This is a genomic window from Aeromonas sp. S5(2024) (genome assembly GCF_041403025.1).
Classification (GTDB): domain Bacteria; phylum Pseudomonadota; class Gammaproteobacteria; order Enterobacterales; family Aeromonadaceae; genus Aeromonas; species Aeromonas hydrophila.
The window spans coordinates 11,681-38,630 of record NZ_JBGLRI010000010.1 but is presented as its reverse complement, the minus strand read 5'-3'; the positions used below and the strand labels follow the sequence as shown (position 1 = coordinate 38,630).

24 protein-coding genes are annotated in these 26,950 nt (G+C 65.2%); 13 read left to right on the top strand and 11 right to left on the bottom strand.

What is annotated here, in order from left to right; all coding sequences use genetic code 11:
• Positions 1–53 precede the first annotated feature (53 nt).
• Entirely contained in the window at positions 54–1,724 is a 1,671-nt protein-coding gene (locus tag ACB032_RS17670) for a DUF342 domain-containing protein (RefSeq protein WP_371138439.1), read from the bottom strand.
• 285 nt (positions 1,725–2,009) lie between these two features.
• Here ACB032_RS17670 and ACB032_RS17665 point away from each other — a divergent pair, with 285 nt between their 5' ends.
• Genes ACB032_RS17665 through ACB032_RS17655 form a run of 3 tightly spaced genes read left to right on the top strand, consistent with a single transcriptional unit; the run spans position 2,010 to position 4,997 of the window.
• Positions 2,010–2,984, top strand: a complete 975-nt coding sequence (locus ACB032_RS17665; RefSeq protein WP_371138502.1) for an HlyD family secretion protein — start codon at positions 2,010–2,012, stop codon at positions 2,982–2,984.
• The gene (locus ACB032_RS17660) at positions 2,977–3,906 is read left to right on the top strand and encodes an ABC transporter ATP-binding protein (RefSeq protein ID WP_371138438.1); all 930 of its coding nucleotides are present in this window, start codon (positions 2,977–2,979) and stop codon (positions 3,904–3,906) included. The genes ACB032_RS17665 and ACB032_RS17660 overlap by 8 nt, the downstream gene beginning before the upstream one ends.
• Positions 3,903–4,997, top strand: a complete 1,095-nt coding sequence (locus ACB032_RS17655; protein ID WP_139707212.1) for an ABC transporter permease — start codon at positions 3,903–3,905, stop codon at positions 4,995–4,997. Before ACB032_RS17660 ends, ACB032_RS17655 begins: the two co-directional genes overlap by 4 nt.
• A gap of 70 nt (positions 4,998–5,067) precedes the next feature.
• Here ACB032_RS17655 and ACB032_RS17650 read toward each other — a convergent pair whose 3' ends face one another.
• Positions 5,068–6,225 carry a competence/damage-inducible protein A gene (locus tag ACB032_RS17650; protein ID WP_371138437.1) on the bottom strand — a complete coding sequence of 386 codons (1,158 nt, stop codon included), beginning with the start codon at positions 6,223–6,225 and terminating at the stop codon, positions 5,068–5,070.
• Positions 6,226–6,284: 59 nt separating this feature from the next.
• Positions 6,285–7,523 (bottom strand): DUF3391 domain-containing protein, encoded by a 1,239-nt coding sequence (locus ACB032_RS17645; protein ID WP_016349264.1) that lies wholly within the window; start codon positions 7,521–7,523, stop codon positions 6,285–6,287.
• Between the two features lie 144 nt (positions 7,524–7,667).
• Here ACB032_RS17645 and metA point away from each other — a divergent pair, with 144 nt between their 5' ends.
• Positions 7,668–8,621 carry a homoserine O-succinyltransferase gene (metA, locus tag ACB032_RS17640; protein ID WP_017408885.1) on the top strand — a complete coding sequence of 318 codons (954 nt, stop codon included), beginning with the start codon at positions 7,668–7,670 and terminating at the stop codon, positions 8,619–8,621.
• Positions 8,622–8,629: 8 nt separating this feature from the next.
• Here the strand turns inward: metA and ACB032_RS17635 are convergent, their stop codons facing one another.
• A complete protein-coding gene (locus tag ACB032_RS17635; RefSeq protein ID WP_371138436.1) occupies positions 8,630–9,148 on the bottom strand; it encodes a cyclin-dependent kinase inhibitor 3 family protein in 519 nt (172 codons plus the stop codon).
• Positions 9,149–9,307: 159 nt separating this feature from the next.
• Here ACB032_RS17635 and ACB032_RS17630 point away from each other — a divergent pair, with 159 nt between their 5' ends.
• Positions 9,308–9,778, top strand: coding sequence for an Lrp/AsnC family transcriptional regulator (locus ACB032_RS17630; RefSeq protein ID WP_011704464.1), 471 nt, complete (start codon positions 9,308–9,310; stop codon positions 9,776–9,778).
• 57 nt (positions 9,779–9,835) lie between these two features.
• Here the strand turns inward: ACB032_RS17630 and ACB032_RS17625 are convergent, their stop codons facing one another.
• On the bottom strand, positions 9,836–11,800 hold the full coding sequence (locus ACB032_RS17625) for an LTA synthase family protein (protein WP_206819240.1): 1,965 nt from the start codon (positions 11,798–11,800) through the stop codon (positions 9,836–9,838).
• A gap of 259 nt (positions 11,801–12,059) precedes the next feature.
• On the opposite strand from ACB032_RS17625, the gene ACB032_RS17620 reads away from it, so the two are divergent.
• From ACB032_RS17620 to ACB032_RS17610, 3 genes are all read left to right on the top strand, one after another.
• The gene (locus ACB032_RS17620) at positions 12,060–12,317 is read left to right on the top strand and encodes a DUF2442 domain-containing protein (protein ID WP_011704466.1); all 258 of its coding nucleotides are present in this window, start codon (positions 12,060–12,062) and stop codon (positions 12,315–12,317) included.
• Between the two features lie 245 nt (positions 12,318–12,562).
• Positions 12,563–14,530 carry a TonB-dependent copper receptor gene (locus ACB032_RS17615; RefSeq protein WP_371138435.1) on the top strand — a complete coding sequence of 656 codons (1,968 nt, stop codon included), beginning with the start codon at positions 12,563–12,565 and terminating at the stop codon, positions 14,528–14,530.
• 123 nt (positions 14,531–14,653) lie between these two features.
• Complete coding sequence (locus ACB032_RS17610) at positions 14,654–16,273, top strand: alpha-amylase family glycosyl hydrolase (RefSeq protein ID WP_371138434.1); 1,620 nt, start codon at positions 14,654–14,656, stop codon at positions 16,271–16,273.
• A 54-nt stretch (positions 16,274–16,327) separates the two neighbouring features.
• Here the strand turns inward: ACB032_RS17610 and ACB032_RS17605 are convergent, their stop codons facing one another.
• Together ACB032_RS17605 and ACB032_RS17600 are read right to left on the bottom strand one after the other, a co-directional pair.
• Complete coding sequence (locus tag ACB032_RS17605; RefSeq protein ID WP_043167986.1) at positions 16,328–16,861, bottom strand: MgtC/SapB family protein; 534 nt, start codon at positions 16,859–16,861, stop codon at positions 16,328–16,330.
• Positions 16,862–16,885: 24 nt separating this feature from the next.
• Positions 16,886–18,328, bottom strand: a complete 1,443-nt coding sequence (locus ACB032_RS17600; RefSeq protein WP_011704470.1) for a RimK family alpha-L-glutamate ligase — start codon at positions 18,326–18,328, stop codon at positions 16,886–16,888.
• Between the two features lie 186 nt (positions 18,329–18,514).
• On the opposite strand from ACB032_RS17600, the gene ACB032_RS17595 reads away from it, so the two are divergent.
• The 3 genes from ACB032_RS17595 to ACB032_RS17585 are packed head-to-tail and all read left to right on the top strand — an operon-like array spanning position 18,515 to position 20,035.
• Positions 18,515–18,973, top strand: coding sequence for a GNAT family N-acetyltransferase (locus ACB032_RS17595; RefSeq protein WP_024946079.1), 459 nt, complete (start codon positions 18,515–18,517; stop codon positions 18,971–18,973).
• Between the two features lie 13 nt (positions 18,974–18,986).
• Positions 18,987–19,232 carry a DUF3624 family protein gene (locus ACB032_RS17590; protein WP_371138433.1) on the top strand — a complete coding sequence of 82 codons (246 nt, stop codon included), beginning with the start codon at positions 18,987–18,989 and terminating at the stop codon, positions 19,230–19,232.
• A 56-nt stretch (positions 19,233–19,288) separates the two neighbouring features.
• Positions 19,289–20,035, top strand: coding sequence for an SDR family oxidoreductase (locus ACB032_RS17585; RefSeq protein WP_139390071.1), 747 nt, complete (start codon positions 19,289–19,291; stop codon positions 20,033–20,035).
• 61 nt (positions 20,036–20,096) lie between these two features.
• On the opposite strand, the gene ACB032_RS17580 is transcribed toward ACB032_RS17585, so the two are convergent.
• Entirely contained in the window at positions 20,097–21,569 is a 1,473-nt protein-coding gene (locus ACB032_RS17580; RefSeq protein WP_371138432.1) for a C69 family dipeptidase, read from the bottom strand.
• Between the two features lie 465 nt (positions 21,570–22,034).
• On the opposite strand from ACB032_RS17580, the gene ACB032_RS17575 reads away from it, so the two are divergent.
• Positions 22,035–22,487: a hypothetical protein gene (locus tag ACB032_RS17575; protein ID WP_049046852.1), complete on the top strand. Its 453-nt coding sequence runs from the start codon at positions 22,035–22,037 to the stop codon at positions 22,485–22,487.
• A gap of 195 nt (positions 22,488–22,682) precedes the next feature.
• On the opposite strand, the gene ACB032_RS17570 is transcribed toward ACB032_RS17575, so the two are convergent.
• Entirely contained in the window at positions 22,683–23,264 is a 582-nt protein-coding gene (locus ACB032_RS17570; RefSeq protein WP_011704476.1) for a hypothetical protein, read from the bottom strand.
• 211 nt (positions 23,265–23,475) lie between these two features.
• On the opposite strand from ACB032_RS17570, the gene ACB032_RS17565 reads away from it, so the two are divergent.
• Positions 23,476–24,651 carry an iron-containing alcohol dehydrogenase gene (locus ACB032_RS17565; RefSeq protein ID WP_011704477.1) on the top strand — a complete coding sequence of 392 codons (1,176 nt, stop codon included), beginning with the start codon at positions 23,476–23,478 and terminating at the stop codon, positions 24,649–24,651.
• A 204-nt stretch (positions 24,652–24,855) separates the two neighbouring features.
• Here ACB032_RS17565 and ACB032_RS17560 read toward each other — a convergent pair whose 3' ends face one another.
• Together ACB032_RS17560 and ACB032_RS17555 are read right to left on the bottom strand one after the other, a co-directional pair.
• Positions 24,856–25,485 (bottom strand): glutathione S-transferase family protein, encoded by a 630-nt coding sequence (locus ACB032_RS17560; RefSeq protein WP_371138501.1) that lies wholly within the window; start codon positions 25,483–25,485, stop codon positions 24,856–24,858.
• A 108-nt stretch (positions 25,486–25,593) separates the two neighbouring features.
• Positions 25,594–26,862 (bottom strand): O-acetylhomoserine aminocarboxypropyltransferase/cysteine synthase family protein, encoded by a 1,269-nt coding sequence (locus tag ACB032_RS17555; protein ID WP_011704479.1) that lies wholly within the window; start codon positions 26,860–26,862, stop codon positions 25,594–25,596.
• Positions 26,863–26,950 lie beyond the last annotated feature (88 nt).

Sequence of the window (26,950 nt, the reverse complement as noted above, 5' to 3'; positions counted from 1 at the left end):
CCGAGTGTAGCGAAATTCGCCGCCCGGATCACGACTGACGGGGCACTCTTGCGTCACTTGTGGGGTTCGTAGGGGGTCAACTGCAGCTGATCTTCACGGATGGCGAAGTGGATGGGGCCGTGTTCGATGTCGACCCGGTAGTGGTGGTGGGCCATTTCCACCTCGACCCCGGGGAAGGCGTGCTGGGTAGCGATGATGTCCATCTCCGCCATCAGCTTCTGCAGCTCCTCCTGGGCCGCTTCCAGCTGTTCATCCAGCAGCTTGCTCTCCTCGAGGCGCTGGGTCCGGATCAGCTTGATCTTCTGCAGGGTCTGGGGATTGCGCTTGTCGCTTGGCAGTTGCAGCAGCTTGAGCAGCAGGTCCTGCAGCTTGTCTAGCTGCTCCCGGCACTCCTGCTTGCGCTGGCGCAGCGCCTGCTCCTGCTCCTTGTGGGTGAAGTAGCCGCCGAGGATCTGCAGCCGGGTCTGGTTGTGGGCCGAGGCCCCCAGGATCGGCGCCATGATGAGGCGGTTGGCGATGCTGATGCCCCCCAGCAGGTGGCCCTTGCGCATGCCGCTGTCACCCACCTTGAGATCCTGGCCGCTGCGGCTGTAGCAGTGGCTGAGCTGGGTCAGGATGTGGATGTCGCCGCCGGCCTCCAGCTTGGCGTACTGGGCGTAGCTGGCGTGGATCTCCCCCTGGGCGTTGAGGTGGCAGAGGAACTCGTCACTCTGTTCGCTCTTGCGCCCTATGATGCCGTTGCGCACCGTGATGGTGCCGCTCGATTCGATGTAGCCCCCTTCGACGAAGCCGCCGATCACCACGTCGCCGCTGGTCTTTATCTTCATGCCGGGGGTGACGTCGCCCGCCACGATCAGCGCCCCTTCGAAGATGACGTGGCCGTGGCGGATATCCACCTGCTTGACGCTCAGCACGTCGTCCACCTTCATGCCGTTCTTCTCCTGGCGCGGCAGACCGGGGCGGCTGGCCAGCAGCAGATCGGGGTCATCCGGCGAGAGGAAGGTGCCCTCGCCGGCCAGCATGGGGCTGTCCTTGCCATGCTTGGCGGGCAGCTCCTGGCCGGTGACGGTGAAACCCGGCACCCCCTGGGTGGCGGGGTGGCGGCGCATCAGCTGGGCACCGGCCTTGACGGTGAGGATGGTGCCGAGGTCGCGCATGTCGACCCGGCCGTGGTCCAGCTCCTGAGGCTTGAGGATGCGCTCGGCAGGGGTCTCCACCAGTCGCTCGAAGCGGGTGTCCTGACCGTTGACGGCTGCCTTGCCCTGCGCCACCGGTAGCCTGAGCAGGGTGCCCGGCGTCGCCTCCTTGGCGGCCAGCACGGCGGCGGCGATGAGCGGCGCCTGCACCCCTTGACTGATCTCGCTGCTCTGGATCGCCTGTTCCATCTGTTCGCTGGTGAGGTATTTGCCGCCCCAGTCGGCGGTGATCTGGGCGGTGGCGCTCATCCGGTCCTTCTCCACCACCAGCAGGACACTGGCATCGTGGCGCTGGGCGATGGGCACCGGATTGCCGGGCAGGGGGGCGGTCGGGTTGCTCAGCAGGGTGTTGAGCAGGCTGATGGCCTGCTTGATCCCCTCCGTCAACGGTTGATAGCGGCGGCAGTTGGAGGCCAGCAGCAGCGTCTGGATATCGCTCTCCGAGATGGGGTTAGTCAGCCCGGGCACGATGCGCAGGCAGGCGTATTCCATATCGGCTGACAACAGTAACCACTCTTTGCTTAACACCCGGATCCCTTCCTTCATCCGCATCCCAATTGGAACGGCTGCTTGTTTTCAGTTAATCGGCATTTTGTTAAAAATGCGAATCATCAACATGGTGCTGGTCTGCAGTATCCAGACATTTCTCCTTTTTGGTCAATGAGCTAAGCACAAATGGGTGAGCTGGGACGAGGAAATGAAAAGTAACAGGGAGTATGCTGACGACACCATGAGCCCGTCTGCCAGCCGCTAGCGGCTGCCATCCGGCGGGTGAAGGGAGTGCCCCCGGGCGGATCCGCCACCGTGAGAGGAGTGTCGACCTTGCGTCATTGTCTGCTGCCCCTGGCCCTGACGGGCCTGCTTAGCGCCTGCCAGCCACAGGCATCCACCACGGCCCTCGGCACCCTGGAACGAGACCGGGTGCTGCTGACCGCCACCGCCGGCGAGATCATCCGCGCCCTGCCGGTGACGGAGGGCAGCCGGGTGGAGGAGGGCACCCTGCTGGCCCGGCTCGATGACCGGCGTCAGCAGGCGGTGCTGGCCCGCGCCAGGGCCCAACAGGCACAGGCGCGGGCCGCCTTGGCCCGGCTGACCAATGGCGAGCGACCGGAAGACATCGCCGCCGCCCGCGCCAGCCTCGACAAGGCGCAGGCCAACGTCAGGGAGAGCGAGCGCAACTTTGAGCGGATCGACCGGCTGGTACGCCGCAAGCTGGTGAGCCCGGCGGATCTCGACAAGGCCCGCGCCCAGCGCGACAGCGCCCTGGCCGAGCAGGACGGTGCCCGCCAGCAGCTCGACAAGCTGGCGCGCGGGGTGCGGCGCGAAGATATCGACGAAGCGCAGGCCGCCTTGCTGGCCGCCACCGCCGAGGTGGCGCTGGCCGAGCGGGAGCTGGCGGATCTCTCCATCGTCGCCACCCGCAGCGGCCGGCTCGACAGCCTGCCCTATCACCTCGGCGAGCGGGTCGCGGTCGGCGCCGTGCTGGCCGCCATCCAGGCGGACGAGGCGCCTTACGCCCGGGTCTATGTGCCCGAGCCCTCCCTCGCCGGTTACCGGGTCGGCCAGCCGGTGCGGGTGCAGGTGGACGGGGTGGCGGAGCCCTTCACCGGCCGATTGCGCTGGATCTCGAAAGAGCCCGCCTTTACCCCTTACTACGCCCTCAACGAGCAGGACAGGGCCCGGCTGGTCTATCTGGCCGAGATCGATCTGCCGGCGGGGGCGCAGGAGCTGCCGAGCGGCCTGCCGCTGCAGGCCGAACCCGCCGCGCAGGGAGAGGGCCATGAGTGAGCTGGCGATCCGGGCGCTGGGGGTGAGCCGCCGTTTCGGCGATTTTCTGGCGGTGGACGGGCTGGATCTCTGCGTGCCCAAGGGGCAGATCCACGGTTTTCTCGGCCCCAACGGTTGCGGCAAATCCACCACCCTGCGCATGCTGACCGGCCTGCTCACCCCCTCGGCGGGGGAGGTGGAGGTGCTGGGGCTGCACATCCCGCGCGAGGCCGAGACCCTGCGCCGGCAGATCGGTTACATGACCCAGAAGTTCTCCCTCTATGACGAGCTGACCGCCTGGGAGAACCTGGAGTTCATGGGCCGGATCCACGGCATGGGGGGCGCCGTGCTGGCTGCCCGCCTGCACGAGCTGCTGGCCACCTATGAGCTGGCGCCGCTGGCCCGGCAGCGGGCCGGCGCCATGAGCGGCGGCCAGAAGCAGCGGCTGGCGCTAGCGGCGGCAGTGATCCACCGGCCGGCGCTGCTGCTGCTGGACGAACCCACCTCGGCGGTGGATCCGCAGAACCGGCGCGATTTCTGGGAGAAGCTGTTCGATCTGAGCGAAGGGGGCACCACCATACTGGTGACCACCCACTACATGGACGAGGCGGAGCGCTGCCATCAGCTTGCCATCATGGAGGCGGGGAGGGTGCGCGCCCAGGGGGCGCCGCAGGCGCTGATGGACGCCATGAGCACCCAGGTGGTGGAGGTGCTGGCCGCCGATCTGCGGCTGCTCAAACAGCAGCTGGTGCAGCTGGTGCCGGTGCGCTCCGCCGCCCAGCTCGGCCAGCGCTTGCGGGTGCTGGTGGACAAGGAGCTGGCGGAGCCGGTAGCCTGGCTGCAGCAGGCCTGCCCGGCGTTGGCCGGGGCCAGTCTGGCGCTGGTCAGACCCAGTCTGGAGGATGTGTTCGTCAGCTGTACCGGTCAGGAGCCGAGGGCATGAACAGTCTGCGACGGCTCTGGGCCATCACCCAGAAAGAACTCAGGCAATTGGCCAGAGACAGGCTGACCTTCGGCATGGTGGTGATGATCCCGCTGATCCAGCTGCTGCTGTTCGGTTACGCCATCAACACCGACGTACGCCAGATCCCGGTGGGGCTGGTGGAGATGAGCCAGAGCGTGCCGGGCCGGCTGCTGGTGGAGGCGGTGAAGGCGAGCCAGGTGGTGCGCATCAAGCAGCAATACGTCGGGGTGCAGCAGGCCGAGGCGGCGCTGACCCGGGGCGAGGTGCGCGCCGTGCTGGTGTTGCCCGCCGATCTGAGCCGCCGGCTCAGCGCCGGCGAGACGGCGGGGCAGTGGTTGGTGGATGGCTCGGACACCATGATCGCCGGGGCCCTGCTCGGCCTTCGCAACATGCCGCTCTCCGATCTGAAACCCGACCTCAAGACGGCCCCCCCCACCTTCGAGACCGTGCTCTACTTCAACCCGGCGCGCCGTTCGGCGGTCAACATAGTGCCCGGCCTGCTCGGGGTGATCCTCACCATGACCATGATCATGTTCACCTCGGCAGCCATAGTGCGCGAACGGGAGCGCGGCAATCTGGAGCTGCTCATCACTACCCCGGTCGGCTCGATGGAGCTGATGCTGGGCAAGATCCTGCCCTATATCGGGGTGGGGCTGATCCAGGTGGCCATCATCCTCGGGCTCGGCCACTTCATCTTCGACGTGCCCATCAACGGCGCCCTGAGCCAGGTGCTGCTGGCGACCTTGCTGTTCATTGCCGCCAGCCTGACCCTGGGGCTGCTCATCTCCACCCTGGCGCAGACCCAGCTGCAGGCGATGCAGATGACGGTGTTCATCCTGCTGCCCTCGATCCTGCTGTCGGGCTTCATGTTCCCCTACGAGGGGATGCCGCTGCCGGCCCAGTGGATTGCCGAGGTGTTGCCGGCCACCCACTTCATGCGGCTGATCCGGGGCATAGTGCTGCGCGGTGGCGAGCTCGCCGAGCTGCTGCCTGACGTGCTCTGGCTGGCGGGGTTCACCCTGCTGGTGCTGACCCTGGCCGCCCATCGCTTCAAGAAGAGTCTGGATTGATGCCCCGCGAGGGGTGAGAACCTGGCTGCTTGCTGCTTGCTGCTTGCTGCTTGCTGCTTGCTGCTGGTTGTTAGCGGCTGGCGGTGCGGGCCAGGGTGCGGTAGTCGCCGAGCACAGGCAAGCCCTGCAGCTGGCGGCGCAGCATGTCGAGGGCGGCGAAGGCGAGGATCCGGCGACCGCTGTCGGGATCCGGGTGGCTGACCTTGAGGGTCTGGCCGTACAGTTGCCCATCGACGCAGAGCAGCAGCGGCACGCCGTCCGGGCCCGAGTTGCCTATGGTCAGGCTGAGGGGGGCTGCAGGCGCCGCCAGTTGCGCCAGCTCGTGGGCCAGGGCGTGGCTGAAGCCGGCCGTCAGGGCGGGATGCGGGTGGCACATGGCCAGCAGGGCGCCGCGGCTCTCCCCCTCCTGCAGCGTCAGCGGTTTACCCCCCAGCAGATCCAGGATCTGCCGCGCCGGCTCCTTATCGCCCCGTCCTACCAGGCAGGGCTCGATGGCGGCGAGCAGCCGCGCCTCGGCGGCGTTCATGTCCGCCGCGCTGGCGCCGTGGCCAATAAGCTTCAGCTCGATGAGCGGCATGGAGGAGCGATAGCCGAGCTCGATGCCGGCGGGCCAGGGCGCGGCATCCAGCATGTCGCTGAGGGCCGACTCCGAGACGCCGAAGGTATAAAAACGGCGCAGTTCGGTGTCGGTCTGCTCGCCGGCCAGTACCTTGAGGCGCGGCATGATCTGCTCGTGCACCATCTGCTTGAATTCGAACGGCACGCCCGGGGTGAAGAAGAGCCGGCTTGGGCCCTGGTGGCCTGTGGGGGTGACCACAAAGCCGCAGGCGGTGCCGACCGGGTTGTCGAGGATCTCGCACCCCTGTGGCAGCCAGGCCTGTTTGGCGTTGCTGGCGGGCATGGGCCTGCCGCGGCTGGCGTAGCGCGCTTCGATGGTGGCGAGCCAGTCCGGGAACAGGGTGAGCGGCTGGTCGAAGGCTTCGGCTGCCGCCTGGGCGGTGAGATCGTCGGCGGTGGGGCCGAGCCCGCCGCACACCAGCACCACCTCGGCGCGGCTGGCGCTCTCTGCCAGCACGGCCTTCAAGTCCTTGATGTTGTCCCCCACGGTGACGCGGCGGCGCACCTGCCAGCCCTGCTCCAGCAGCAGGGCGCTGAGCCAGGCGGCGTTGGTGTCCACCACCAGGCCCGTCACTATTTCGTCTCCGGTGCTGATGATTTCGATGCGCATGGCGGGCTCCTCGGGGCTGACGGCTGGACTGGGGGGCGGCCACCGAGTGGCCGGGTCGATCAGGGCTTGGTGTGTTCGAAGTAGTAGCTGATGCGGGTGCGCGGGTTGAGGTACTCAAACACCGCCGGCGGCAGCCGTTTGGGATGGATCACCTTGGCGATCGACAGTTCGGCCTGCTGCAGGTCGATAATGGCCGCCTCCTGGCGCGGGATGCGGGGATCGTACACCAGCACAGAGGGGTAGAGCAGGCGGGAGGCGTTGACCGACATCACCAGCCCCACCTGGCCGTTGGAGAGCTGGACCACGCTGCCGGGCGGGTAGATCCCCATCAGCCGGATCAGCATGCTGAGATACTCGGGATTGAACTGGGCCTTGCGCTGCTTGTAGAGGCCGCTCAGGGCCGAGTAGGGCACCTTGGCCTGCATGTGGCAGAGGTTATCGTACTCGTTGATCAGCGACACAATCTGGGTGAGCGGATCGAGCTGCCCCTTCTTGAGCCCCTCCGGCCCGCTGCCGTCCAGGTATTCGTGGTGGTGCAGCACTATGCCCTTCGCCTCGGCCGGGAAGTCCTTGGCCAGATTGAGCAGATCCAGCCCGTAGCGCGGGTGCTGGGCCATCAGGTTCTGCTCCGGCTTGGTGAGCGGCTCGGTCTTGCGCAGGATCTGGCTCGGGATCTTCAGCTTGCCGATGTCGTGGAACAGGGCCCCCATGCCGACCTGGCGGATCTCGTCGGCCGACATGTTGCACTCCTTGGCCAGCAGCATGCTGAGCACGCTGACGTTGAGGGAGTGGAAGTAGAGGTTGTTGCCGTCCTCGCTGTCGGAGACCAGGTGCAGCACCATCTCGTCCACCGACAGCAGTTGCTCGGTCATGGCGTTGATCAGCTCCTGCGCCTCGCCGATGGCGTTGAGGGGGCGGGACTGGATCTTGCTCATCACGTTGCGCACCTGGGCCAGCGACTGCTGGAACTGCTTCTCGCACTGCTGCAGATCGCGGCGATACTGCTGCAACTGCTCGATGCGGCGCTCCTTCTCCAACTGCATTTCGGCCTGACGCTGGGAGGTATCCGGCGCCTCTACCGGCTGGGCCTGGATCTGGTTCAGCGGCTTGGGCGGGGCGTCGCTCTTGTCGGGGATGATGGTCACGAGCTTGAGACCGAGCCGGCGAATGAGCTCGATCTCCTCTTCATTCTTTAGTTTGAAGCTGGAAAACAGGAAGGGGTGTTCGCGCCAGCCAAGTGGCAGAGAAACGTAATTGCCGACTTGCAGCCGGTCTACTGAAATCTTGATACCTGTCATTGTCTTGGATGCGAGAGACACACTGAGCCGTATGCTAGTCAAAGGTGGGGGTGAATACAAAAGGTATCTGATGACAGGGTGGGTGCTTTATTATAGGCTTCTGGATGTCCAGACATATTTACCGATGCAGTACAGGGAGTAAGCATGCCGATCAAGATCCCGGATCAGTTACCCGCCGCCGAAGTGCTGGGGCAGGAGAACATCTTCGTGATGACGGAATCCAGGGCCGTCACCCAGAACATCCGCCCGCTGCGGGTGTTGATCCTCAACCTGATGCCCAAGAAGATTGAAACCGAGATCCAGCTGATGCGGATGCTCTCCAACTCGCCGTTGCAGGTGGACGTGGATCTGCTGCGCATCGACGATCGGGAGTCGAAGAACACGCCCCAGGCGCACCTGGAGAACTTCTATCACGACTTCGAACAGGTGCGCGGCAACAACTACGACGGCATGATCATCACGGGGGCGCCGCTCGGGCTGGTGGAGTTCGAGGAGGTGGTCTACTGGCCGCGCATCGTCGAGATCATCGAGTGGTCCCATCAGCACGTGACCTCCACCCTGTTCCTCTGCTGGGCGGTGCAGGCGGCTCTGAAAGCCCTGTACGGCATGGAGAAGCAGACCCACGGCGAGAAGCTGTCCGGGGTCTATCGCCACCACCGGCTCGACGAGCACGAACCGCTGCTGCGCGGCTTCGACGACGAGTTCGTGGCGCCTCACTCCCGCTATGCGGCGTTCGACGGGGATCTCATCCGCGCCCACACCGATCTGCAGATCTTTGCCGAATCGGCAGAGGCCGGGGTCTATCTGGCGGCCACCAAGGATTGTCGTCAGGTGTTCGTCACCGGTCACCCGGAATACGATGCGCTGACCCTGGATGGCGAATACCAGCGGGATCTGGCGGCCGGGCTTGCGCCGGTCATTCCGGTCAACTACTACCCGGACAACGACCCGACCCGGACCCCGCGCGCCAGCTGGCGCAGCCACGGTCACCTGCTGTTTTCCAACTGGCTCAACTACTACGTCTATCAGCTCACCAGCTATCGCGTCGAGGATATCGGCAAGGTGTTTACCTATCAGCAGAACTCGCCATCGAGGTAGGGAATTGCTCAGTCGTCCTCTGCCAGCCGCGCCGCCAGCCCGTCGAGCCATTGGCGGTGGCAGGCCAGGGTGAAGGCCTTGGGCCGGTGGGCCCGGATGGCGGCCATCGCCTCCTGCTGGGGCTGGCCCAGACTCATCAGCAGGGCCGCCGCCACCAGCCCGGTGCGGCCGCTGCCGCCCTTGCAGTGGATGACCAGGTGCTTGCCGTCCCGCAGCAGTCCTATGAGGTCTGGCAGAGCCCGCCGCCAGGCAGCTTCGAAGGCGGCATCGGGAGCCTGATCGTCCTCGATGGCCAGCTGGAACCAGCGCATGCCGGCGGCCTCGATCTGCTGGCCAAGCGTGCCCAGTTCGAGCCGGGCCAGTTCGGCGTCGGTCATCATGGTCAGCACGCCGTGTGCCCCGGCCAGCTTGAGCTGGCCCAACGCCAGTGGCAGCGCCACCTGCTGGGTGCCGGGGCAGGGGGTCAGCAGCAGTTGGCCATCGACGCGGGGGACTTCCTGGCTCCAGAAGGGGTGAGACGGGTGCATAAAGATCCTTATGACGCCAGCAACGGCGAGGCAAGCCGGGCCTGACCCGGTTTTTGAGTGCGCCAAAGCATAGGGGGCGCGGCCCCGATGTCAATCTGCGTTGTGTTCGGCCCGGTTTACGGGCAGAGTCTAAAAAATTGAGCGGTTCAAGGAGTAAAGATGAGAAACCTGGATCAACTGGATTTGGATATCCTGGCCCATCTGTTTCGCGATGCGGGCATGACCAACAAGGATCTGGCCGCGCTGGTCGGGGTGGCGCCGTCCACCTGTCTGGAACGGGTACGCAAGCTGCAGCAGGACGGGGTGCTCAAGGGCGCCCACTGCGAGGTGGATTACCAGGCCCTCGGCGGTCACATCCAGGCCATGGTGTCGCTGCAACTGGCCCGCCACAGCCGCCAGATCATCGATGCGTTTCGCGACGCCATCCTGGCCCTGCCCGAGGTGATCAGCCTGTTCCACATGGGTGGCAAGGATGACTTCCTGGTGCATCTGTGCGTCGCCGACACCGAGCACCTGCGCAACTTCGTGTTCGATCACTTCACCTCCCGCGAAGAGGTGGTGCACCTGGAGACCTCGCTGGTGTTTGAGCACAAGTTCAGCCGTTCGCTGCCCTGCTTCCTCAACACCTGATGCCCCGTCAGCCTCCTCCAAAAAACCCGCCAATCGGCGGGTTTTGTTTTATGGCGCTCAGTTCAGCACGGTGCGGGTATCCGGCGCCGTCCGGTAGAGCCCCTGCTGGTAGGCGAGGCTGCCCCAGAGCGCCAGGCCGAGGGCCGCATCCTTCATGGTGGCCGGCTGCGGCGCCGGGGTGAGCGTCTCTGTCGCATCCTCATAGATGAAGCCTTCCGGCGCTCGTTCCGGCTGCAGGATCACCACGTCCTTGCCGCGCATCAGGGCGAAGTTCTTGTCGTACTGCATGATGGCGCGCCCCGGCCAGTCGGCGGGCATGCGGGTCAGATCCTTGCCGAGCATGGGGTAGTCGGCGCTGACCCCCATCAGGGAGAGCAGGGTCGGCGCCATGTCGATCTGGCTGACGATGCGCGGATCCTGTCTCGGCGCTATGCCGTCACCCACTATGACGCCCGGAATGTGGAAGCGGGGGATAGGCACCAGGCTGGCGCCGCTGACCCGGCTGTCGTGATCGGCAATGACCAGGAACAGGGTGTCCTTCCAGTAGTCCGACTGCTTCGCCTTCTTGAAGAACTCGCCGATGGCGTAGTCCGCGTACTTGGCGGCGTTGTTGCGGGTCTGCTTGGGCTGCTCATAGAGGGTGATGCGATCGTCGGGAAACTCGAACGGATCGTGGTTGCTCGAGCTGAACACCAGGCTGAAGAAGGGTTTGCCCTGCTTGCTGAGCGCCCGGAAGGTCTCGTCGGCCTTGGCCATCAGATCTTCGTCAGAGGCGCCCCAGGAGCCCTCGAACACAGGGTTCTTGAAGTCCTTCTGCTCGACGATGGTGGTGAAGCCGTTGCCGAGGAAGAAGCTGCGCATGTTGTCGAAGTGGCTCTCGCCGCCGTAGATGAAGCTGGTGTCGTAGCCCCGTTGCTTGAGCAGATCGGCGATGGTGAAGAAGTTGGTCTGGCTGCGGCCGAGCTTGACCACGGCCTGGGCCGGGGTCGGCGTGAAGCCGGTCAGTACCGCCTCGATGCCGCGCACCGAGCGGGTACCGGTGGCGTAGAGCTGCTCGAACGCCCAACCCTCTTTCGACAAGGCATCGATGTTGGGGGTGAGCGGCAGGCCGCCGAGGGAGCCGACGAACTGGGCGCCCAGGCTCTCCTGCAGCAGGATCACCAGGTTCTTCGGCTTGCCGCCGTAGCTGGCCTCGTTGAAGGTCTGGCTGGGCAGGGTGTCGGAGCTGAATTCATGGGATTCGCGCCCGCTCTCCTGGCGAACCAGATCCAGAATGCGCTGACGGGGCAGCTCGCCGTAGAACTGGCTGGCATCCTCCTCGGCCCGCATCTGCTTGATGGCGAAGAACAGGGAGTAGGAGGAGTTGACGGTGAGCGCATTGACCAGCGGATCGCTGGCAAACGCCACCATGGCCGGGTTGAGGGCGCGGTGACCCAGGCTGGAGCGGGCACCGAGAAAACCGATGGCCAGGATCAGCAGGGCGAAGGCGGGCCGCCAGTACCAGCGCGGGAAGCTGATGCCGCGCAGCAAGCGGCCGCTCAGCCACCAGCCGCCCGCCAGCACGGCACCGCTGAACAGCAGTGCCAGCAGCAGTTCGCCCTTGCGGCCGGCCCACAGCATGGCGAACACCTCTTTGGGGTAGATGAGGTATTCGATGTAGAGGCGGTTGGGCCGCACTCCGTACTCGGTCACGAAGGAGGGGGTGGAGATCTCCAGGAAGAGCAGCAGCCAGAGCCCCAGGGTCAGCCAGACCCGGATGAGCTGCAGCCAGGCACGGCCCACGGCATGGGGGCCGGCCAGCAGCAGGGTGAACACGGCGGGCACGCCCCACAGCCAGCAGAGGGTGGCGAAGTCGACCCGCAGCCCCTGCAGCAGCATCTCCTGCCAGCCGGCGACGGCGTCGACCCGCTCCAGCTGCCAGAGGCCGAGCGCGAGCCGGCTGATGGAGAGAGAGACTAGCGCGATCAATGAAAAAACGGCGATGGGCCAAAACGGTCCCAGCCATCGTCTGATAGTGGTCATTGTTGTTCCTACAAGCCTGTTTGCACCCGTCCACGGGCGCATTGTTCTTATATTGCAGGGTTATGACAGCGGGCCCGGGGAAAGGTTGCGTGTAGGTGCTGTTTAAAAGGATGTTTTGGCACGATTTATGATTTTTATGTGAGGGCGCGCAGGGATCGAAGACAGCATAAACGGCTGGAAAAACTGTGATCCTGCCGGCAAAGCGGTGCGGGGGGCTTATCTATAATGGCGCCGAATTTTCTCAATCGGAGCCGAAGGGATGCCGGTCTTTATCGATGTGGAATATTTGCAAGGGTGGAGCCTGTTCGTGGTGCTCTCGGACGGTACCACGGGGGCGCTGGACCTGACCCCCTGGCGCACCCAGCCGCTGTTCGCGGCGCTGGATTCGGAGCGGCGTTGCGCCCGGGTCTTCATCAATCGCCACCACCAGCTGGAGTGGCCCGCTGGCTGCATTCTGTCGGCCCACGAGGTCTATCACCTGATCAAGCCCATCGACGAGCGGGAAGCGTTCAGCTAACCCCCTGTTTTTGTGAGCCACACCAAGATTCCTGTAGCGGGAATGTTTGAGCGTTTGCCTTCCTCACCCAATTTGGGTAAAACCTGCGCAACATTTTGCCAACCCTAGCTTGGCTTCGCCTCTGAGGGCTTGCCGCCACCGCGCCGCAGGCCTTTTTTGCAGCCTGACGGCAAACCTTCCAGCAGCTGAATGGTTTGTTGGTTGAAATTAAAAAAATAAAATAAACAAAGAGATAAGGAAAGAGTATGGCTTGTCATATGCGCACCCCGCTGGCCCTGCTGGTGGGCGGTTTCGCCTGTCACGGTGCCGCCGGCCAAGAGCCGGTCCAGCAACTGGAGCCCATGGTGGTGGTCGCCAGTCGCCCCGCCAGCACCCTGGAGGTGACCCTGGATCCCAAGAAGCCGGGCTCCCCCATGCCGGCGGCCGATGGCGCCGGTTACCTCAAGAACGTCACCGGCATGAGCATGGTGCGCAAGGGGGGGCTGGGCGGCGATCCCGTGCTGCGGGGGATGGGCATGTCCCGCCTCAACGTGCAGATGGATGGCGGCATGCTGGCCGGTGGCTGCGGCGGCCGGATGGACCCGCCCACTGCCTACGTCTTTCCTCAATCTTTCGATCGGATCCGGGTGCTGAAGGGGCCGCAATCCCTCGAACAGGGAGCGACCCTGGCGGGTACCGTGCTGTTCGAGCGGGACAGGCCCGAGTTCACCGCCCCCGGCGTCAAGGCAGAGGCGTCGGCGCTCTATGGCAGCTTCGGGCGCGACGACCAGATGCTGGATGCCACCGTGGGGGCGACACAGGGCTATCTGCGCGGCCAGTTCACCCACTCCGACAGCGATGACTATCGCGACGGCCATGGCGACAAGGTGCGCTCTTTCTACCGGCGCGAGAACGGCACTGCCCAGCTTGGCTGGACGCCCAGTGAGCACACCTGGCTGGAACTCACCGCCGAGCGCAGCAACGCCCGCGCCGCCTATGCGGATCGCACCATGGACGGCCCCATGTTTGACCGCGAATCCTTCGGCCTCAAGCTCAGGCAGGAGCAGATCAGCCGCCACTGGCAGCGCAGCGAGCTGACCCTGTGGGACAACGACATCGACCACATCATGGACAACTTCAGCCTGCGCCCGAACAGCGGCATGAAGATGCTCTCCAACCCGGACCGGCGCAACACCGGTGGGCGCTGGGCCAACGACATCGCCCTGCCGGCCGACTGGCTGCTGACCGCCGGGCTGGATACCAACCGGGATCAGCACAGGGCCCGCAGCGGGGTGGATTACGCCAGCCAGCCGCGTCAGCGCACCCTGCGCTTCGAGCAGCAGGGCGGCTTCGCCGAGCTGGGCCGTCAGCAGGGGGCCCACAGCTACAAGGGAGGTTACCGGCAGGACAGGGTCGAGACCACCCGTTACGGCGCGGGGGATCAGACCCTCTACAGCGATACCCTGACCCTGGACAGCGGCTTTGGCCGCTACGAATACCAGTGGTCGCCGGCCTGGTCGAGCTACCTGGCCTGGGGCCAGGCGAAACGGGCGCCGGACTACTGGGAGCGCAGCAAGGACAGCGTGCCCTTCACCCTCAACCCGGAGCGCAGCCGCCAGTGGGATGCGGGGCTGGCCCTGCGCAGTCGCGAACTGGATCTGACCCTCTCCCTCTTTAGCGCCGACATTCAGGACTACCTGCTCTATAACAACAAGTCGAACAAGGTGCGCAACATCGACGCCCAGACCCGCGGTGGCGAGCTGGAAGGGCGCTGGCAGTTTGCCGAGCAGTGGCGCCTCGATGGCGGTCTGGCGGTGGTCTACGGCGAAAACCAGAGCGATCACCAGCCGCTGGCCCAGATGCCGCCGCTCGATGGCAAGCTGGCGCTGGGCTGGCAGCCGGCCGAGGCGTGGAACCTGACCCTGCTGGGCCGCGCCGTGGCCGCGCAGGAGCGGGTCGATGTGGGCTCCGGCACGGTAGCCGGCCAGGATCAGGGGGAGACCCCAGGCTTCTTCACCATGAACCTGAGCGCCGCCTGGCAGTTCCAGCCGGGCTGGCAGCTGTCGGCCGGAGTCGACAACCTGTTCGACACCTTCTACTACGAGCACCTCTCCAAGTCGGTACATGCCAGTCAGGCCGGGCTGGGCTACGAGCAGGTGGGGCGGATTCCTGAGCCGGGCCGCGCCTACTGGCTCTCGGTCAGTTACCGTTTCGCCTCGGCCGGCGTGCTCTAGGTCGGCGCGCCAACCGACTGAGCCAGGTAACGTTTTCAGTCACAGACCCGTGTGGGCGGGGCCGCTATCATGGCCCCAGTGTGGCGCTTTGGGCGCCGATACCACCACAGCGGGAACATAACAATGAAACAAGGAACGTTGCGTCATGGCGGCCTCATCGGGGCCGCCCTGTTATTGACGGCTTGCGGCAGCGGAGGCGGGAGCGGCTCCAGCGAGCCCCAGCAGCCCCCGGTCACCAACCCGCCGCCGGCCACCGCCAGCCGCGCCTGCTACGGCAATGATCAGCCGGCCTGCAACCTGCGCACCTACCAGGTGATGGTGGAGTCGTTCGTCGATGGCGACGGCAGCGCCAACTACGGCGTCGGCTACGGCCCCTCCCAGCACAACGGCGATCTGCAGGGGATCATCGACAGCCTGGACCACATCAAGAGCCTCAACGTCAACGCCATCTGGCTGACCCCGGTGTTCGACTCCTGCGCGGGGCAAGGCGGTGACGACAAGCTCGATGCCACCGGCTACTTCGCCTGTGACTTCTTCAACGTGGACCCCAACTTCGGCAGCAATGTCCAGCTCAAGCAGCTGGTGGACGGGGCGCATCAGCGTGGCCTCTACGTCTTCCTCGACGGGGTGTTCGGTCACGTCAACAAGGTGGGGGTGAGCAAGCCCTCGCCCGAGGGACGGCTGCCCGCCCTCAAGAGCGGCGGGGCCGGTTATCCCGGCCAGCTGGTGGATTACAGCCAGCCCCAGAGCCTGGCCTACTTCAAGGAGGTGGCCCGCTACTGGGTCGAGCAGTACGGCATCGACGGCTGGCGCCTCGATCAGGCCTACCAGCTCGGCCTCGACGACTGGCGCGCCATTCGCAGCGAAGTGGAGCGGGCCAGCGCGGCGCGCAAGGCCGCCGGCCAGCAGTGGGGCACCCTCGGCTACATGGTGGGCGAGGTGTGGAAGGGCGCCGACGAGATCCGCGCCCAGGCGTATGGGCCGAGCGACAACCCGGCGCTCTCTTCGGCGTTCGACTTCCCGCTGCGCTACGGTCTGGTGCAGGCGCTGGCGGTGGAGGAGTCCGGCAAGGGCGGTCAGGGGGCCAGCGTGCTCGACGCCAGCTGGAACAAGGTGGAGAACTACCCGAACCACGCCATGCCCAACCTGATGCTGGGTAACCACGATCTGGTGCGCTTCGGCGATCTGCTGGAGCGCGGCAACTTCAATCCGGCGGACTACTGGCAGCGTCACAAGGCGGCCTTCAGCTTCCTGGCGGCCCGCTCCGGCCCCATCACCCTCTACTACGGCGAGGAGTTTGGCGACGAAGTGCCGGGCTTTGCCCAGCAGGTGGGTGGCGACTGCGCCGCGCAGGGGCTCTGTGACGATCACGTGGCCCGCAGCGATGGCAAGGTGCCGGGTGCCACCGGCTTTGTGCCGAGCAGCGAGCAGAGCGATCTGAAACAGTGGCTCAGCCAGCTGCTGGCCCTGCGTGCCGCCCACCCCGCCCTCTATCAGGGGGAGCGGGTCAAGCTGGTGGCCGAGGGCAGCGTCTATGGCGACATCAAGCAGACGGCGGCGGAGCAAGTAGTCTACCTGCTCAACGTCTCAAGCACGCCCCAGAGTTACGCGGTGCCGGTCGGCAAGCTGCGCAGTGCCAGCGCCCTGGTGGATCTGCAAAGTGGCGAGAGCCTGGCCATCGGCGGCAGCAGCGTGACGGTGGATTTGCCGCCGCTGAGCGGCCGCTTCCTGCTGGTGCGCTGAGCGAGGCTGGCAACAAAAAGGGCTCCGTTATGGAGCCCTTTTTCATGGGGGAGGCTACTTCTCGATGCCGCTGCCCAGCTCGTCCTGATGGGGGGCGGCCTGAGTGTGGCCATTGCCGTGCCGCCAGCTCTCCAGCCGGTTGTGCACCCCGCGGCGCAGGCTCTTGAAGCTGGTCTCCAGGTAGTCCACCCCTACCAGGATGGAGAGGGTAACGCCGGTGAGCAGCAGCGCCTGGTGCAGCATCTGCATGCCGATGAGGGCGCCGAGGGCGGCCAGCATCCAGACGGTGGCGGCGGAGGTGACCCCCAGTACCTGCCCATCCCGGGTCATCATCACCCCGGCGCCGAGAAAGCCGATGCCGGTGATGAGCTGGCCCAGCACCCGCGCCTGATCGGCGCTCTGGGGGCTGACGGCGGCACCGATGGCGAGAAAGCAGTAGGTGCCGAGGATGATGAGCGAGGAGGTGCGGATGCCGACCGGCTTGCCGCGCAGTTGCCGCTCCAGCCCTACCAGGGTGCCGCACACCAGACAGACCAGGATGTTCTCCCAGCCAAGGGGCGCTATGTCCCACCAATCAGTCGTCATCATATCCACCTCTGCTCTCGATGCTTGTTATCCGGCCGCGCTCTGCCCCCGGTTTTCCAGCCGCTGGCGGAAGGCCCGGGCGAGGCGCTCGTAGAGGTCCTTTGCCTCTCTGTCCTCAATATCGCCACGTATCCAGGGATTGTCGATGATTTCCAGCAGCACGCAGTCACGCCCCTGCTGGCGCAGGTCGACCCCGAACAGGCCGTTGCCGAGCTGGTGCACGGCGCGCCTGGCGGTTTGCAGCACCCGCTCCGGCACCTCGTTGAGCGGCAGTGCCTCGATGCGGCTCATGTCGAGGGGGTGCTTGCGGCGGCGGATGCGGTTGCCGGGCTCGGGGCGGAAACGGCGGCAGGCAAACAGCGGCGAGCCGTCGAGAAAGCCGATGCGCCAGTCGAACTCGGCGGGGATCCGGCTCTGCACCAGCAGCAGGGCGGAGCGGGCCAGCCCCTCATCCAGCAGGCGGGCCAGTTGTTGCTCGTCGCTGGCCATGGCCAGATCGCGCCCCTGCGCCCCGTCGGGCACCTTCACCATCAGCGGCAGGCCGAGCCGCTGCACCAGCTCGTCCACGTGGTGGCGGCCGCGGCGGGTCACCACCATGGTGGGCGGCATGGGCACGCCGCTGCGCACCATCAGCTCGTAGAGGTAGAGCTTGTTGCTGCAGGCGAGGATGGCGCGGGAGCTGTCGATCACCGGCATCTTGAGCTGCTCGGCGCGGCGGGCAAATTCGAAGGTGTAGTGGCCCACCGCGGTTTCGGAGCGCAGCCAGAGGGTGTCGAACTCCGGCAGCCGTTCGATGGCGGACGGCGCCAGGATCTCGGCCCGGATCCCCTGCGCCGCGGCCGCCTGGATGAAGCGCTCCAGCGCCAGCGCATCGCTGCTGGCGCGGCCGTCGTTGGGGTCGACCAGAATGGCGAGCTGATAGAGCGGCGCCGCCTGCTCCTCGTCGCCGGTGCCCACCAGTGCCTGGGCGTGGTGCAGCATCAACTCTTTCTCGCTCGTGCTCAGTTCCAGCGGTGATAGGCTCTGCTGCTGGCGCACCGACCAGCCGTGGCGGCCGCGCTTGAGGGTCAGCTCTTGCAGCGGCAGCTGGCTGAGGCCGTAGTAGTAGCGGGCCAGTCCCGCCAGCTCGCTCTGTTCGCACTGGCCGAAGATGGCGCGCACCCGGATTCGGTCTTCACTCTGCTGGGCCAGCCAGCCCTGCAGCTTGCGCCACAGCTTGGCCGGCGGCTGCTGGGGTTGCAGCTGGCTGATGGCCTGCAGACCCGGCAGGCAGTGGTGGCCGCGGGCCTGGGCCAGCAGCGAGCAGTAGTAGCCGGCACTGAGGTGCTCCAGATTGCGGCAGAGGTTGATGATGCGGGGGCGGCCGCCGGTGGTGGGCACCCCGTGTTGCAGGTAGGTGCGGGCGGTCAGCAGATAATCGGCATGGCAGGGCCAGTCGCCCGGCTCTTCGACGATGACGTAGGTACTCATTTTTTCGGCTCCACAGATGAAACTGCCTTGAATGGCAGGATCCCCAGTGGGCTTCGATGCACCGACAAGCACGACAATGGCGCGAGGGGAAACAAGAGGTTACAGTGCCTAATATGCCGCTTTGGTAACTTGTGATACAAGTCGCATTTTTGGTGATGAAGATAAATAACCGAACAAGGACTCCCCGTGTTGACCGTGCGCGCGGCCCGGACCGATGATCTGGGCGCCATCGTTAAGCTGGAACGCTACTGTTTTCCCCCCGAAGTCGCCTTTGGCCGCAGCCGCTGGCACTATCTGCTGACCCACGCCAAGGGGCGTACCCTGCTGGTGCTGGACCAGCAGGAGCAGCTGATGGGCTACCTCTGTCTGCTGGAGCACAGGGGCTGGGATCGGCTGATCATCCAGACCCTCGCCATCCGCTGGACCATCCGCCGGCAAGGCTGGGCCCGCCGCCTGCTGGAGCAGGTTATTCAGGAGGGCAAAGAGGCCGGCTGGGGGGCGATCCGGCTGGAAGTCGGCGATGCCAATGAAGAGGCGCAGGCCCTCTATCGCGAGCTGGGTTTTCGGCCCAGACAGAAGCTGCCGGACTATTATGGCCACGGTCAGCACGCCCACCGGTTGGTGCTGGCGCTGAAGCAGGCCTGAGAGAGGAGAGGGGATGAGCTGCGACAACTGCCTCGCTACCGCCATCAAGGCCAAGCTGGGGCGCTGCCCGGTCTGCGCCGGCCAGACCTTCGTCATCGGCCTGATCGGCTGGCTGGTCTGGTGGTGGTGTGGCGCCGACACCTCAGTCAACGCCCTCACCGGCCTGCTGTTCGCGCTGGGGGGATCGGGCCTGTTGCTGCTCCACCTGCTGGTGTTTGTCTGGCGCAGGGCGACCGGACGTGAATTGAGCGATGAATGAATCAGATTGATTTCAAACAGATAAATAACAATAGCGCTGTAGATATGGAGGTTCAGATGATAGCAATGGTAACGGGCGCCTCGTCCGGGTTTGGTGAGTCCATCAGCCGTCAGCTGGTGCAGGCGGGCTACCGGGTGATCGGCACCGGCCGCCGCGCCGAACGGCTGGCGGCGCTGGCCGACGAGCTGGGCGCGCAGTTCCTGCCGCTGGTGTTCGACGTGCAGGACAAGGCTGCCACCCGCGCCGCCATCGACGGGCTGCCGGCCGAGTGGCGCGAGGTGGATCTGCTGGTCAACAACGCCGGTCTGGCGCTGGGGCTGGAGCCGGCCCACAAAGCGGATCTGGAAGATTGGGAGCAGATGATCGCCACCAACATCAGCGGCCTGACCCTGCTCACCCGCCTGCTGCTGCCGGGCATGGTGGCGCGCAATCGCGGCCACGTCATCAACATCGGCTCCATCGCCGGCACCTACCCCTATCCGGGCGGCAACGTCTACGGCGCCACCAAGGCGTTCGTGAAGCAGTTCAGCCTCAACCTGCGCGCCGATCTGGCGGGCACCGCCATCCGCGTCACCAACGTGGAGCCTGGTCTTTGTGGTGGCACCGAGTTCTCCAACGTGCGCTTCCACGGTGACGACGCCAAGGCGGCCACCGTCTATCAGGGGGTGCAGGCGATCCAGCCGGAAGACATCGCCAATACCGTGCTCTGGATCAGCCAGCAGCCGGCCCACGTCAACATCAACAGCATCGAGATCATGCCGGTGGCGCAGACCTTCGGCCCGCTCAATATCAGCCGTCGCTGATGGCTGCAGCTGACGAAATAAAAGAGGCTCCCAAGGGAGCCTCTCTGTTTTGGTGGCCTCTTTACAGGCTCATGATCTTCTTGAACTCCTCCGGCGAGTACTTCTGCTCGGTGCGCTTGGTGAGATCCGTCATCAGCTTGTAGCGCAGCTCTTTGGCCATCTGATAGGTCTGCTCCAGCTGGCCATAGGAGTAGTCGGCGGCCAGCCCGATGGCGGTAGCCTTGTCGCTGGCATAGGCCTGCTTCAGGCTCTTGTCGAGCAGGGCCACCTCCTGGTAGAGCTTGCTGCTCTCCTTGCTCCAGACGCCGCGCAGCAGCGGCAGGTACTTGTCCGGATCGGCGCTGGCCAGTGCGGTCAGGCTGCGGAACTGCCAGTAGGCGGAGTCATCGGAGTAGCTGTCGCTGCCGCTGCGATAGGGCAGGGGGTAGGACTCCAGCGTGTTGTAGAGCGGCACCATCACGGATTCGGCCAGCACGCCGTAGCTCTGCCAGATAAGCCCCTGCAGCTCTTTGGGCATCTCCTTGCGCAGCTGGATGACGTGGGATTCGAGCTGCCTGTCGATGCGGATCGGCCGCTCCGCCTTGCCGGCCAGCGGCGTGCCCTCATAGGTGGCGCTCAGCAGCCTGGCCACGTCCGGCACGGCGATGGGAGCATCCGGCTTCATAAAGAGTGGATATTGCGCCTGCCGGGTCGCTTGTTTGTGGGAGGCAGTCAGCATTTTCTGGCCGAGCCACTCCCGATCCACGTTGTAGGGGTCGGCGATGACCCCGAATGCCTTGGCGAAGTTGAACTCTTTCGGGTCGGCGTTATCCAGCAGTTTGTGTTCACGTACGAACTCCAGCAGCTTGGGCGAGTGCAGCACATCGGCACCGTCGAGATTGACGCCGTGGATGCGCAGGCCGTTGGCCACCATGGCGTAGCTGTCGTCCGGCACCCGCACCGCAATCCAGTGGTGGCCGGAGCCGATCTCCATCAGCCAGGCCTCGTTCACATCCGCCAGATAGAGGCTGTTGCCTTCCCCGGCGCCATATTGCTCCACATAGCGGCCGAGCAGTGCGACCCCCTCTTTGGCCGTCCTGGCCTGCGGCAGGATCAGGGTCGGGATGATGGCCTCGATGACCCCCTTCTCGATCAGCGGATCGGCTTGCTGGGCCTTGTCGTTGACCTCGGCGCTGGTGGTGGCCGAGATGGCGACGTTGAATTCGTTGATGCCGCGCTCCTCGTAATACTTGCCTGCCGGGTCGCTGGACGTCGCATCCCAGTCACGAATGGCGGAGTAGGCGAAGAAGGCCTTTGGCATCGGCACTTCCAGCCCGTTGCCCAGTTTCCAGATTGTACCCTCGTTCTGCTGCGCGGGCCGGAAGGCGAGGTACTTGTTCCAGTTGTTGACGCCAAAATCCTCGTTTCTGGCGATCATCACGCTGCCATCGGCGCTGGCGCCCTTGCCGACGATGAGGCCGGTACAGGCGTCGGCACTGGTGCCAAGCAGGGTGAGCAGGGTGGCGGAGAGAAGACTCAAGGTGTGTTTTTTCATGGGATTGCCCGAAGCGTAACTGTGAGTGAAAGCCAGGCGGTGGGATGCAGGTCTGCCGCAGTGCGATCAGCCGCCGATACGCTGCCGGGGGATCGTGCTGCTCATGGTCGATGACGCAAACATTTCATCCATAACACTGCTTGCTGGTCGTTTTGTGCGCCGAAATTGTATGCCTCACTGGTTGTTTGTTTTGTGATCCATGAGTCGTTCCTTTGCTTTGTCTGGTAAAGCGTGAAGAAGGTAGCGATATGCACCAGAAGCTGCCGATTGGGCAGCGCAGCGTCATGATTCTGACGTCGAGATGGCCATGGATCAGCTCGCGAGCCCGTGCGAGCCGGGATCTGCACCAATCTGGCAAGTTGGCCTGCAACTTGCTGGTTTTATTGCCAATGATGGGGCCTGGCGCCTCATGCCATCGAATCAGCGACCTCGTCATGCCGGATCGGCATGCAGACTGGAGCCCCCATGGATATCAAACCCTACAGCCAGCAGCTTGCCCAGAGCGCCTCCAACAACCGCGCCCTCGCCACCCTCAGCAGTGCCGACAGCGGTCAGGGTGGCGGCTGGGAAGATCTGGTCAACCTCTCCTCCCAGCGGATCACTGGCCAGGCCCAGCAGGCGCTGACCTATGAACACCTGGCCAAGAACAGCAAGCTGCCGCCGGCGCTCGACATCGGCTCCGACAAGGGGGGCGTGATGCAGCAGCTGGTGGACAAGGCGCTCGGCTTTGATCGCAAGAAGTTCAACGAGATAGAAGAGAAGCTCAAGACGATTGCCGACAACAAGCAGCTGACTGCCGAAGAGCGGGCGGAGCAGAGCAAGCCGCTCAACGAGCAGCGGGACGCCATGTTGCAGGATGCGATGGACCGCCTCACCGGCAAGAAGAGCAGCGCCAAGGAAGAGACCAAGAGCGCCTGAACGGCGGGATGACTCGAACGGCAATCCATGGTCGGTGGGGGCAATCACTTGCCCCTGTCCGGATACCAACGGGTTGCCTATGCGGCGCAGCACGGGCCGCTCTGCGCCGCCACCACGGCAGCAAAAAAGGGAGGGCGGTTGCCACTCCCTTGGAGACCGGACGGCGTCCGGCCGCTGCATCGACTCAGGCCGTCGCTACTTCTTCTCGGGCAGGATGCCGATCCCCACCGCCTGGGTCTGCACGGCCTTGATCTGGTCGCCCTTGGCGATCAGCGCAAACTGGGCCGGGTTGTGTACCTTGAGCACCAGGGTGTGATCCACCCCCTTCACCGTGATGGTCTGCTGCCCCTTGTCGACCGCGATGACGTCGCCATAGAGGGTGACCTTTTTGCCGATCCCGGCGCCCGGCTTCTCACCTGCCTCGGCCTTGCCGGCCGCCACTTCCACGATGCGTTTTCTCACCCCGGCAGTGCCCTTGAGCAGCTCCAGATCCAGCATCTGCAGGTAGCGGAGCGCCACCACGTCGCCCACCTTGAGGTTGGCCAGGTTGGTGACCTGCTCACCGGCGACGATGTCGAACGCCTCGCCGGCGGCATTTTTCAGGCTGACCTTGCGGCTGGCCATATCGATGGCGGTGACCGTGGCCTGGGCCGAGACGGCCTCCACCAGGTTGGCCTTGCCAGGGGCCGTGGCGACTTCGGTCGCCACCTCGGCAGCCTGCGCCAGACAGGTCGAGAGGGAAAGCAAACCGGCAATCCATGCATGCTTGAGTTTCATGTGTCAGACCTTATGAGCAAAAGAGTGAAGAGGGCGGGAGCTGGGCGCTGAGGGTTGCGCACCCGGTTCCCAGAGAGACCATAGCAGAGCGGCACGGAAACAGGGGCGGCGCCGCACGACTTCCTTACGGCGGCCCGCCCCCCGCTGCGCAATCTGATAGCCGGCTCCCGTTTTTTGACCTGCCGGAGCCACAGGCGCACAATTCCCTTGCATGCATTCAACCGAGGGCTCTGCCGTGTACAACTTCCAATATGCCAATCCTACCCGCGTCTGTTTCGGTGAAGGCCAGATCGCCAAGCTGCCCGAACTGATCCCGGCCGGCAGCCGCCTGCTGGTGCTCTACGGCGGCGGCAGCATCAAACAGAACGGGGTCTATGAGCAGTTGACCCAGGCGCTGGCGGGACGGGAGTGGCTGGAGTTTCCCGGCATCGGCGCCAACCCCCAGTACGATCAGCTGATGGAGGCGGTAGCCCTGGTCAAGCGCGAGCGCATCGACTTCCTGCTGGCGGTCGGCGGTGGTTCCGTGGTGGATGGCAGCAAGTTCGTGGCTGCCGCGGCCTGCTTCGAGGGGGCGGATCCCTGGGAGATCCTGCTGCACAAGGCCCCCATCAAGGCAGCACTGCCGCTGGGCTGCGTGCTGACCCTGCCGGCCACCGGCTCGGAGAGCAACCCGGCCGCCGTGGTGAGCCGCGGGGAGGCCAAGCTCTCCTTCATGAACCCATTGGTGCAGCCGGTGTTTGCGGTGCTGGATCCCACGACCACCTACAGCCTGCCGCCGCGCCAGGTAGGCAACGGGGTGGTGGATGCCTTCGTCCACATCATCGAGCAGTACCTCACCTTCCCGGTGGGGGGCGAGGTGCAGGACCGGCTGGCGGAAGGGCTGCTGCAGGTGCTGGTGGACAACGGCCCGCGCGCGCTGGCGGAGCCCACCAACTATCAGGTGCGCGCCAATCTGATGTGGGCGGCCAGCCTGGCGCTCAACGGCCTCATCGGTCGCGGCGTGCCGCAGGACTGGTCCACCCACGCCATCGGTCACCAGCTCACCGCCCTGCACGGGCTGGATCATGCCCAGAGTCTGGCGGTGGTGCTGCCCTCGCTGCTGCGGGAACAATCGGGGCAGAAGCAGGAGAAGCTGGCCCAGTTCGCCGAGCGGGTATGGCACTCCAGCCGCGAGGACAAGGCGCTGCGCATCGAGGAGGCGATTATCCGCACCGAGCAGTTCTTCCAGCAGATGGGGGTGGGCACCCGGCTCGCCGACTACGGCCTGAGCGAGAGCTGCATCCCCGGCATCTGCTCCAACCTCAAGCGTTTCGGGCTGACCGCGCTCGGGGAGCAGCAGGACATAGATCCGGACAAGGTAGCCAGGATCCTGTCCCACGCGCTTTAAGTCAGGGGACTCGCGCCTGGCAATCAGAGTGGCGCGGATCCTCTCTCACCCCCTCTAGGCCTGAGGCCCTTGGCCAAGGGGCGATCCTGACAATAGGTGAAGCAAGGATCCTTTCTCACGTGCTCTGATCATCTGGCTGACGAGCAGAAAAAAAACGCCCCGATCATTGGGGCGTTTTGCATGGTGTCAGCGGGGCAGCGCCGTTTATCCGGCGCTGCAGTCCAGTTCGCGCTCCCGCGCCGCCGCCTTCTGGCGGGCCGGGTGAGTGTTGAGGCGCTGCCAGTAGGCCTGCAGATGCGGGAACTGGGCCAGCTGGCCGCTCTGGGCCAGCAGATCCACCAGGAAGGAGTTCAGGATGTCGGCACCGGTGAGGCGACCCCCCACCAGATATTGGCGGGTTGCCAGTACATCGTTGAGGTAGCCCAGCACCTTGGCGCACTCGGCTTTGGCGTAGTCCGGCAGGAAGCGCATCGGGCTGCCGTCCTTGCGCACGAACATGTCGAGCAGCAGCGGCAGAATGCCGGAGCTCTCGGCGAAGTGGAGCCACTGCAGGTACTCGGCATAGTCGGGGCTATCTTGAGCCGGTGCCAGCCGTTCTGGGGCATGGCGGGCGATCAGGTACTCGGTGATGGCACCGGATTCCGCCAGTACCCGGCCGTCGAACTCGATGACCGGCGACTTGCCGAGGGGGTGGATGGCCTTGAGCTCGGGCGGCGCCAGAAAGGTGGCGGCATCGCGCTGATACGCCTTGATCTCATAGGGCAGGCCCAGCTCTTCGAGCAGCCAGATGATGCGTTGGGAGCGGGATTTGTTCAGGTGGTGCAGGACTATCATGGAAACCTCGACGCAGTGACGGAAGGCGGTGATACGCAGCAGCGCGGTGGCGGGTTCACCGCTGGCCAAAAAAGAGCGGGCTGGATGCCCGCTCCTGCGTTGACTGACTCAGGCCTCCAGCGCCTGATCCAGATCCGCCAGAATGTCCTCGATGGCCTCGATCCCCACCGACAGCCGGATCATCTCAGGTTTCACGCCGGCTTTGGCCTGCTCCGCCTCGCTCAACTGGCGATGGGTGGTGGAGGCGGGGTGGCAGGCCAGCGACTTGGCATCGCCGATGTTGACCAGCCGCTTGAAGATCTTGAGCGCATCGTAGAAGCGCACGCCGGCCTCGTAGCCATCCTTCAGCCCGAACGAGAGGATGGCCGAGGGGCGGCCAGCCATGTATTTCTCCGCCAGCAGGTAGTGGGGGTGACCCGGCAGACCGGCGTAGCTGACCCATGCCACCTTGGGGTGGTGCTTGAGGTGGTGGGCCACCCGCAGGGCGTTGTCCACGTGGCGCTCCATGCGCAGGCTCAGGGTCTCCAGCCCCTGCAGCAGCAGGAAGGCGTTCATCGGCGCCAGTGCGGCGCCGGTATTGCGCAGCGGCACGGTGCGCACCCGGCCGATGAAGGCGGCCGGGCCAAAGGCCTCGGTGTAGACCACCCCGTGATAAGAAGGCTCGGGTTTGGTCAGCTGGGGGAAGCGCTCGGCGTGATCCGCCCAGGGGAACTTGCCCGAGTCGACGATGACGCCACCCAGCGAGTTGCCGTGGCCGCCGACATATTTGGTCAGGCTGTGGACGACGATGTCGGCGCCGTGTTCGATGGGTTTGCACAGCACCGGGGTGGCGACCGTGTTGTCGACGATGAGCGGCACGCCGCGGGCGTGGGCCACCTTGGCGAAGGCCGCCAGATCGACGATGTTGCCGGCCGGGTTGCCGATGCTCTCGCAGTAGACCGCCTTGGTTTTGTCGTCGATGAGGGCGGCGATGGCCTCGGCGCTGTCATCCTTGGCGAAGCGCACCTCGACCCCGAAGCTCGGCAGCATGTGGGCGAACAGGGTGTAGGTGCCGCCATAGAGCTGGGGGGTGGAGACGATATTGTCGCCAGCGGCGGTCAGCGCCTGGATGGCGTAGGTGATGGCGGCGGAACCCGCCGAGACCACCAGGCCGGCGATGCCCCCTTCCAGCGCGGCCATCCGCTGCTCCAGCACATCGTTGGTGGGGTTCATGATGCGGGTGTAGATGTTGCCTGGTACCGCCAGATTGAACAGATCCGCCCCGTGCTGGGCGCTCTCGAACTCGTAGGCCACCGTCTGGTAGATGGGTACGGCAACGGCCTTGGTGGTGGGGTCGCTGGTAAAGCCGTGGTGCAGGGCCAGGGTCGCATCTTTCATCACACACTCCTTGTTGGATGTTGCTGGGTAGCAGTTATAGATGGATAGACGTCCAATCTATCAGGCCCAGCGCCGATGTAAACCACCC

Coding starts and splice junctions, on each gene's coding strand:
- ACB032_RS17660 (WP_371138438.1), top strand. CDS start 2,977: ATGAGTGAGCTGGCGATCCGGGCGCTGGGGGTGAGCCGCCGTTTCGGC.
- ACB032_RS17655 (WP_139707212.1), top strand. CDS start 3,903: ATGAACAGTCTGCGACGGCTCTGGGCCATCACCCAGAAAGAACTCAGG.
- ACB032_RS17650 (WP_371138437.1), bottom strand. CDS start 6,225: ATGCGCATCGAAATCATCAGCACCGGAGACGAAATAGTGACGGGCCTG.
- ACB032_RS17645 (WP_016349264.1), bottom strand. CDS start 7,523: ATGACAGGTATCAAGATTTCAGTAGACCGGCTGCAAGTCGGCAATTAC.
- metA (WP_017408885.1), top strand. CDS start 7,668: ATGCCGATCAAGATCCCGGATCAGTTACCCGCCGCCGAAGTGCTGGGG.
- ACB032_RS17635 (WP_371138436.1), bottom strand. CDS start 9,148: ATGCACCCGTCTCACCCCTTCTGGAGCCAGGAAGTCCCCCGCGTCGAT.
- ACB032_RS17630 (WP_011704464.1), top strand. CDS start 9,308: ATGAGAAACCTGGATCAACTGGATTTGGATATCCTGGCCCATCTGTTT.
- ACB032_RS17625 (WP_206819240.1), bottom strand. CDS start 11,800: ATGACCACTATCAGACGATGGCTGGGACCGTTTTGGCCCATCGCCGTT.
- ACB032_RS17620 (WP_011704466.1), top strand. CDS start 12,060: ATGCCGGTCTTTATCGATGTGGAATATTTGCAAGGGTGGAGCCTGTTC.
- ACB032_RS17615 (WP_371138435.1), top strand. CDS start 12,563: ATGGCTTGTCATATGCGCACCCCGCTGGCCCTGCTGGTGGGCGGTTTC.
- ACB032_RS17610 (WP_371138434.1), top strand. CDS start 14,654: ATGAAACAAGGAACGTTGCGTCATGGCGGCCTCATCGGGGCCGCCCTG.
- ACB032_RS17605 (WP_043167986.1), bottom strand. CDS start 16,861: ATGATGACGACTGATTGGTGGGACATAGCGCCCCTTGGCTGGGAGAAC.
- ACB032_RS17600 (WP_011704470.1), bottom strand. CDS start 18,328: ATGAGTACCTACGTCATCGTCGAAGAGCCGGGCGACTGGCCCTGCCAT.
- ACB032_RS17590 (WP_371138433.1), top strand. CDS start 18,987: ATGAGCTGCGACAACTGCCTCGCTACCGCCATCAAGGCCAAGCTGGGG.
- ACB032_RS17585 (WP_139390071.1), top strand. CDS start 19,289: ATGATAGCAATGGTAACGGGCGCCTCGTCCGGGTTTGGTGAGTCCATC.
- ACB032_RS17580 (WP_371138432.1), bottom strand. CDS start 21,569: ATGAAAAAACACACCTTGAGTCTTCTCTCCGCCACCCTGCTCACCCTG.
- ACB032_RS17575 (WP_049046852.1), top strand. CDS start 22,035: ATGGATATCAAACCCTACAGCCAGCAGCTTGCCCAGAGCGCCTCCAAC.
- ACB032_RS17570 (WP_011704476.1), bottom strand. CDS start 23,264: ATGAAACTCAAGCATGCATGGATTGCCGGTTTGCTTTCCCTCTCGACC.
- ACB032_RS17565 (WP_011704477.1), top strand. CDS start 23,476: ATGCATTCAACCGAGGGCTCTGCCGTGTACAACTTCCAATATGCCAAT.
- ACB032_RS17560 (WP_371138501.1), bottom strand. CDS start 25,485: ATGATAGTCCTGCACCACCTGAACAAATCCCGCTCCCAACGCATCATC.
- ACB032_RS17555 (WP_011704479.1), bottom strand. CDS start 26,862: ATGAAAGATGCGACCCTGGCCCTGCACCACGGCTTTACCAGCGACCCC.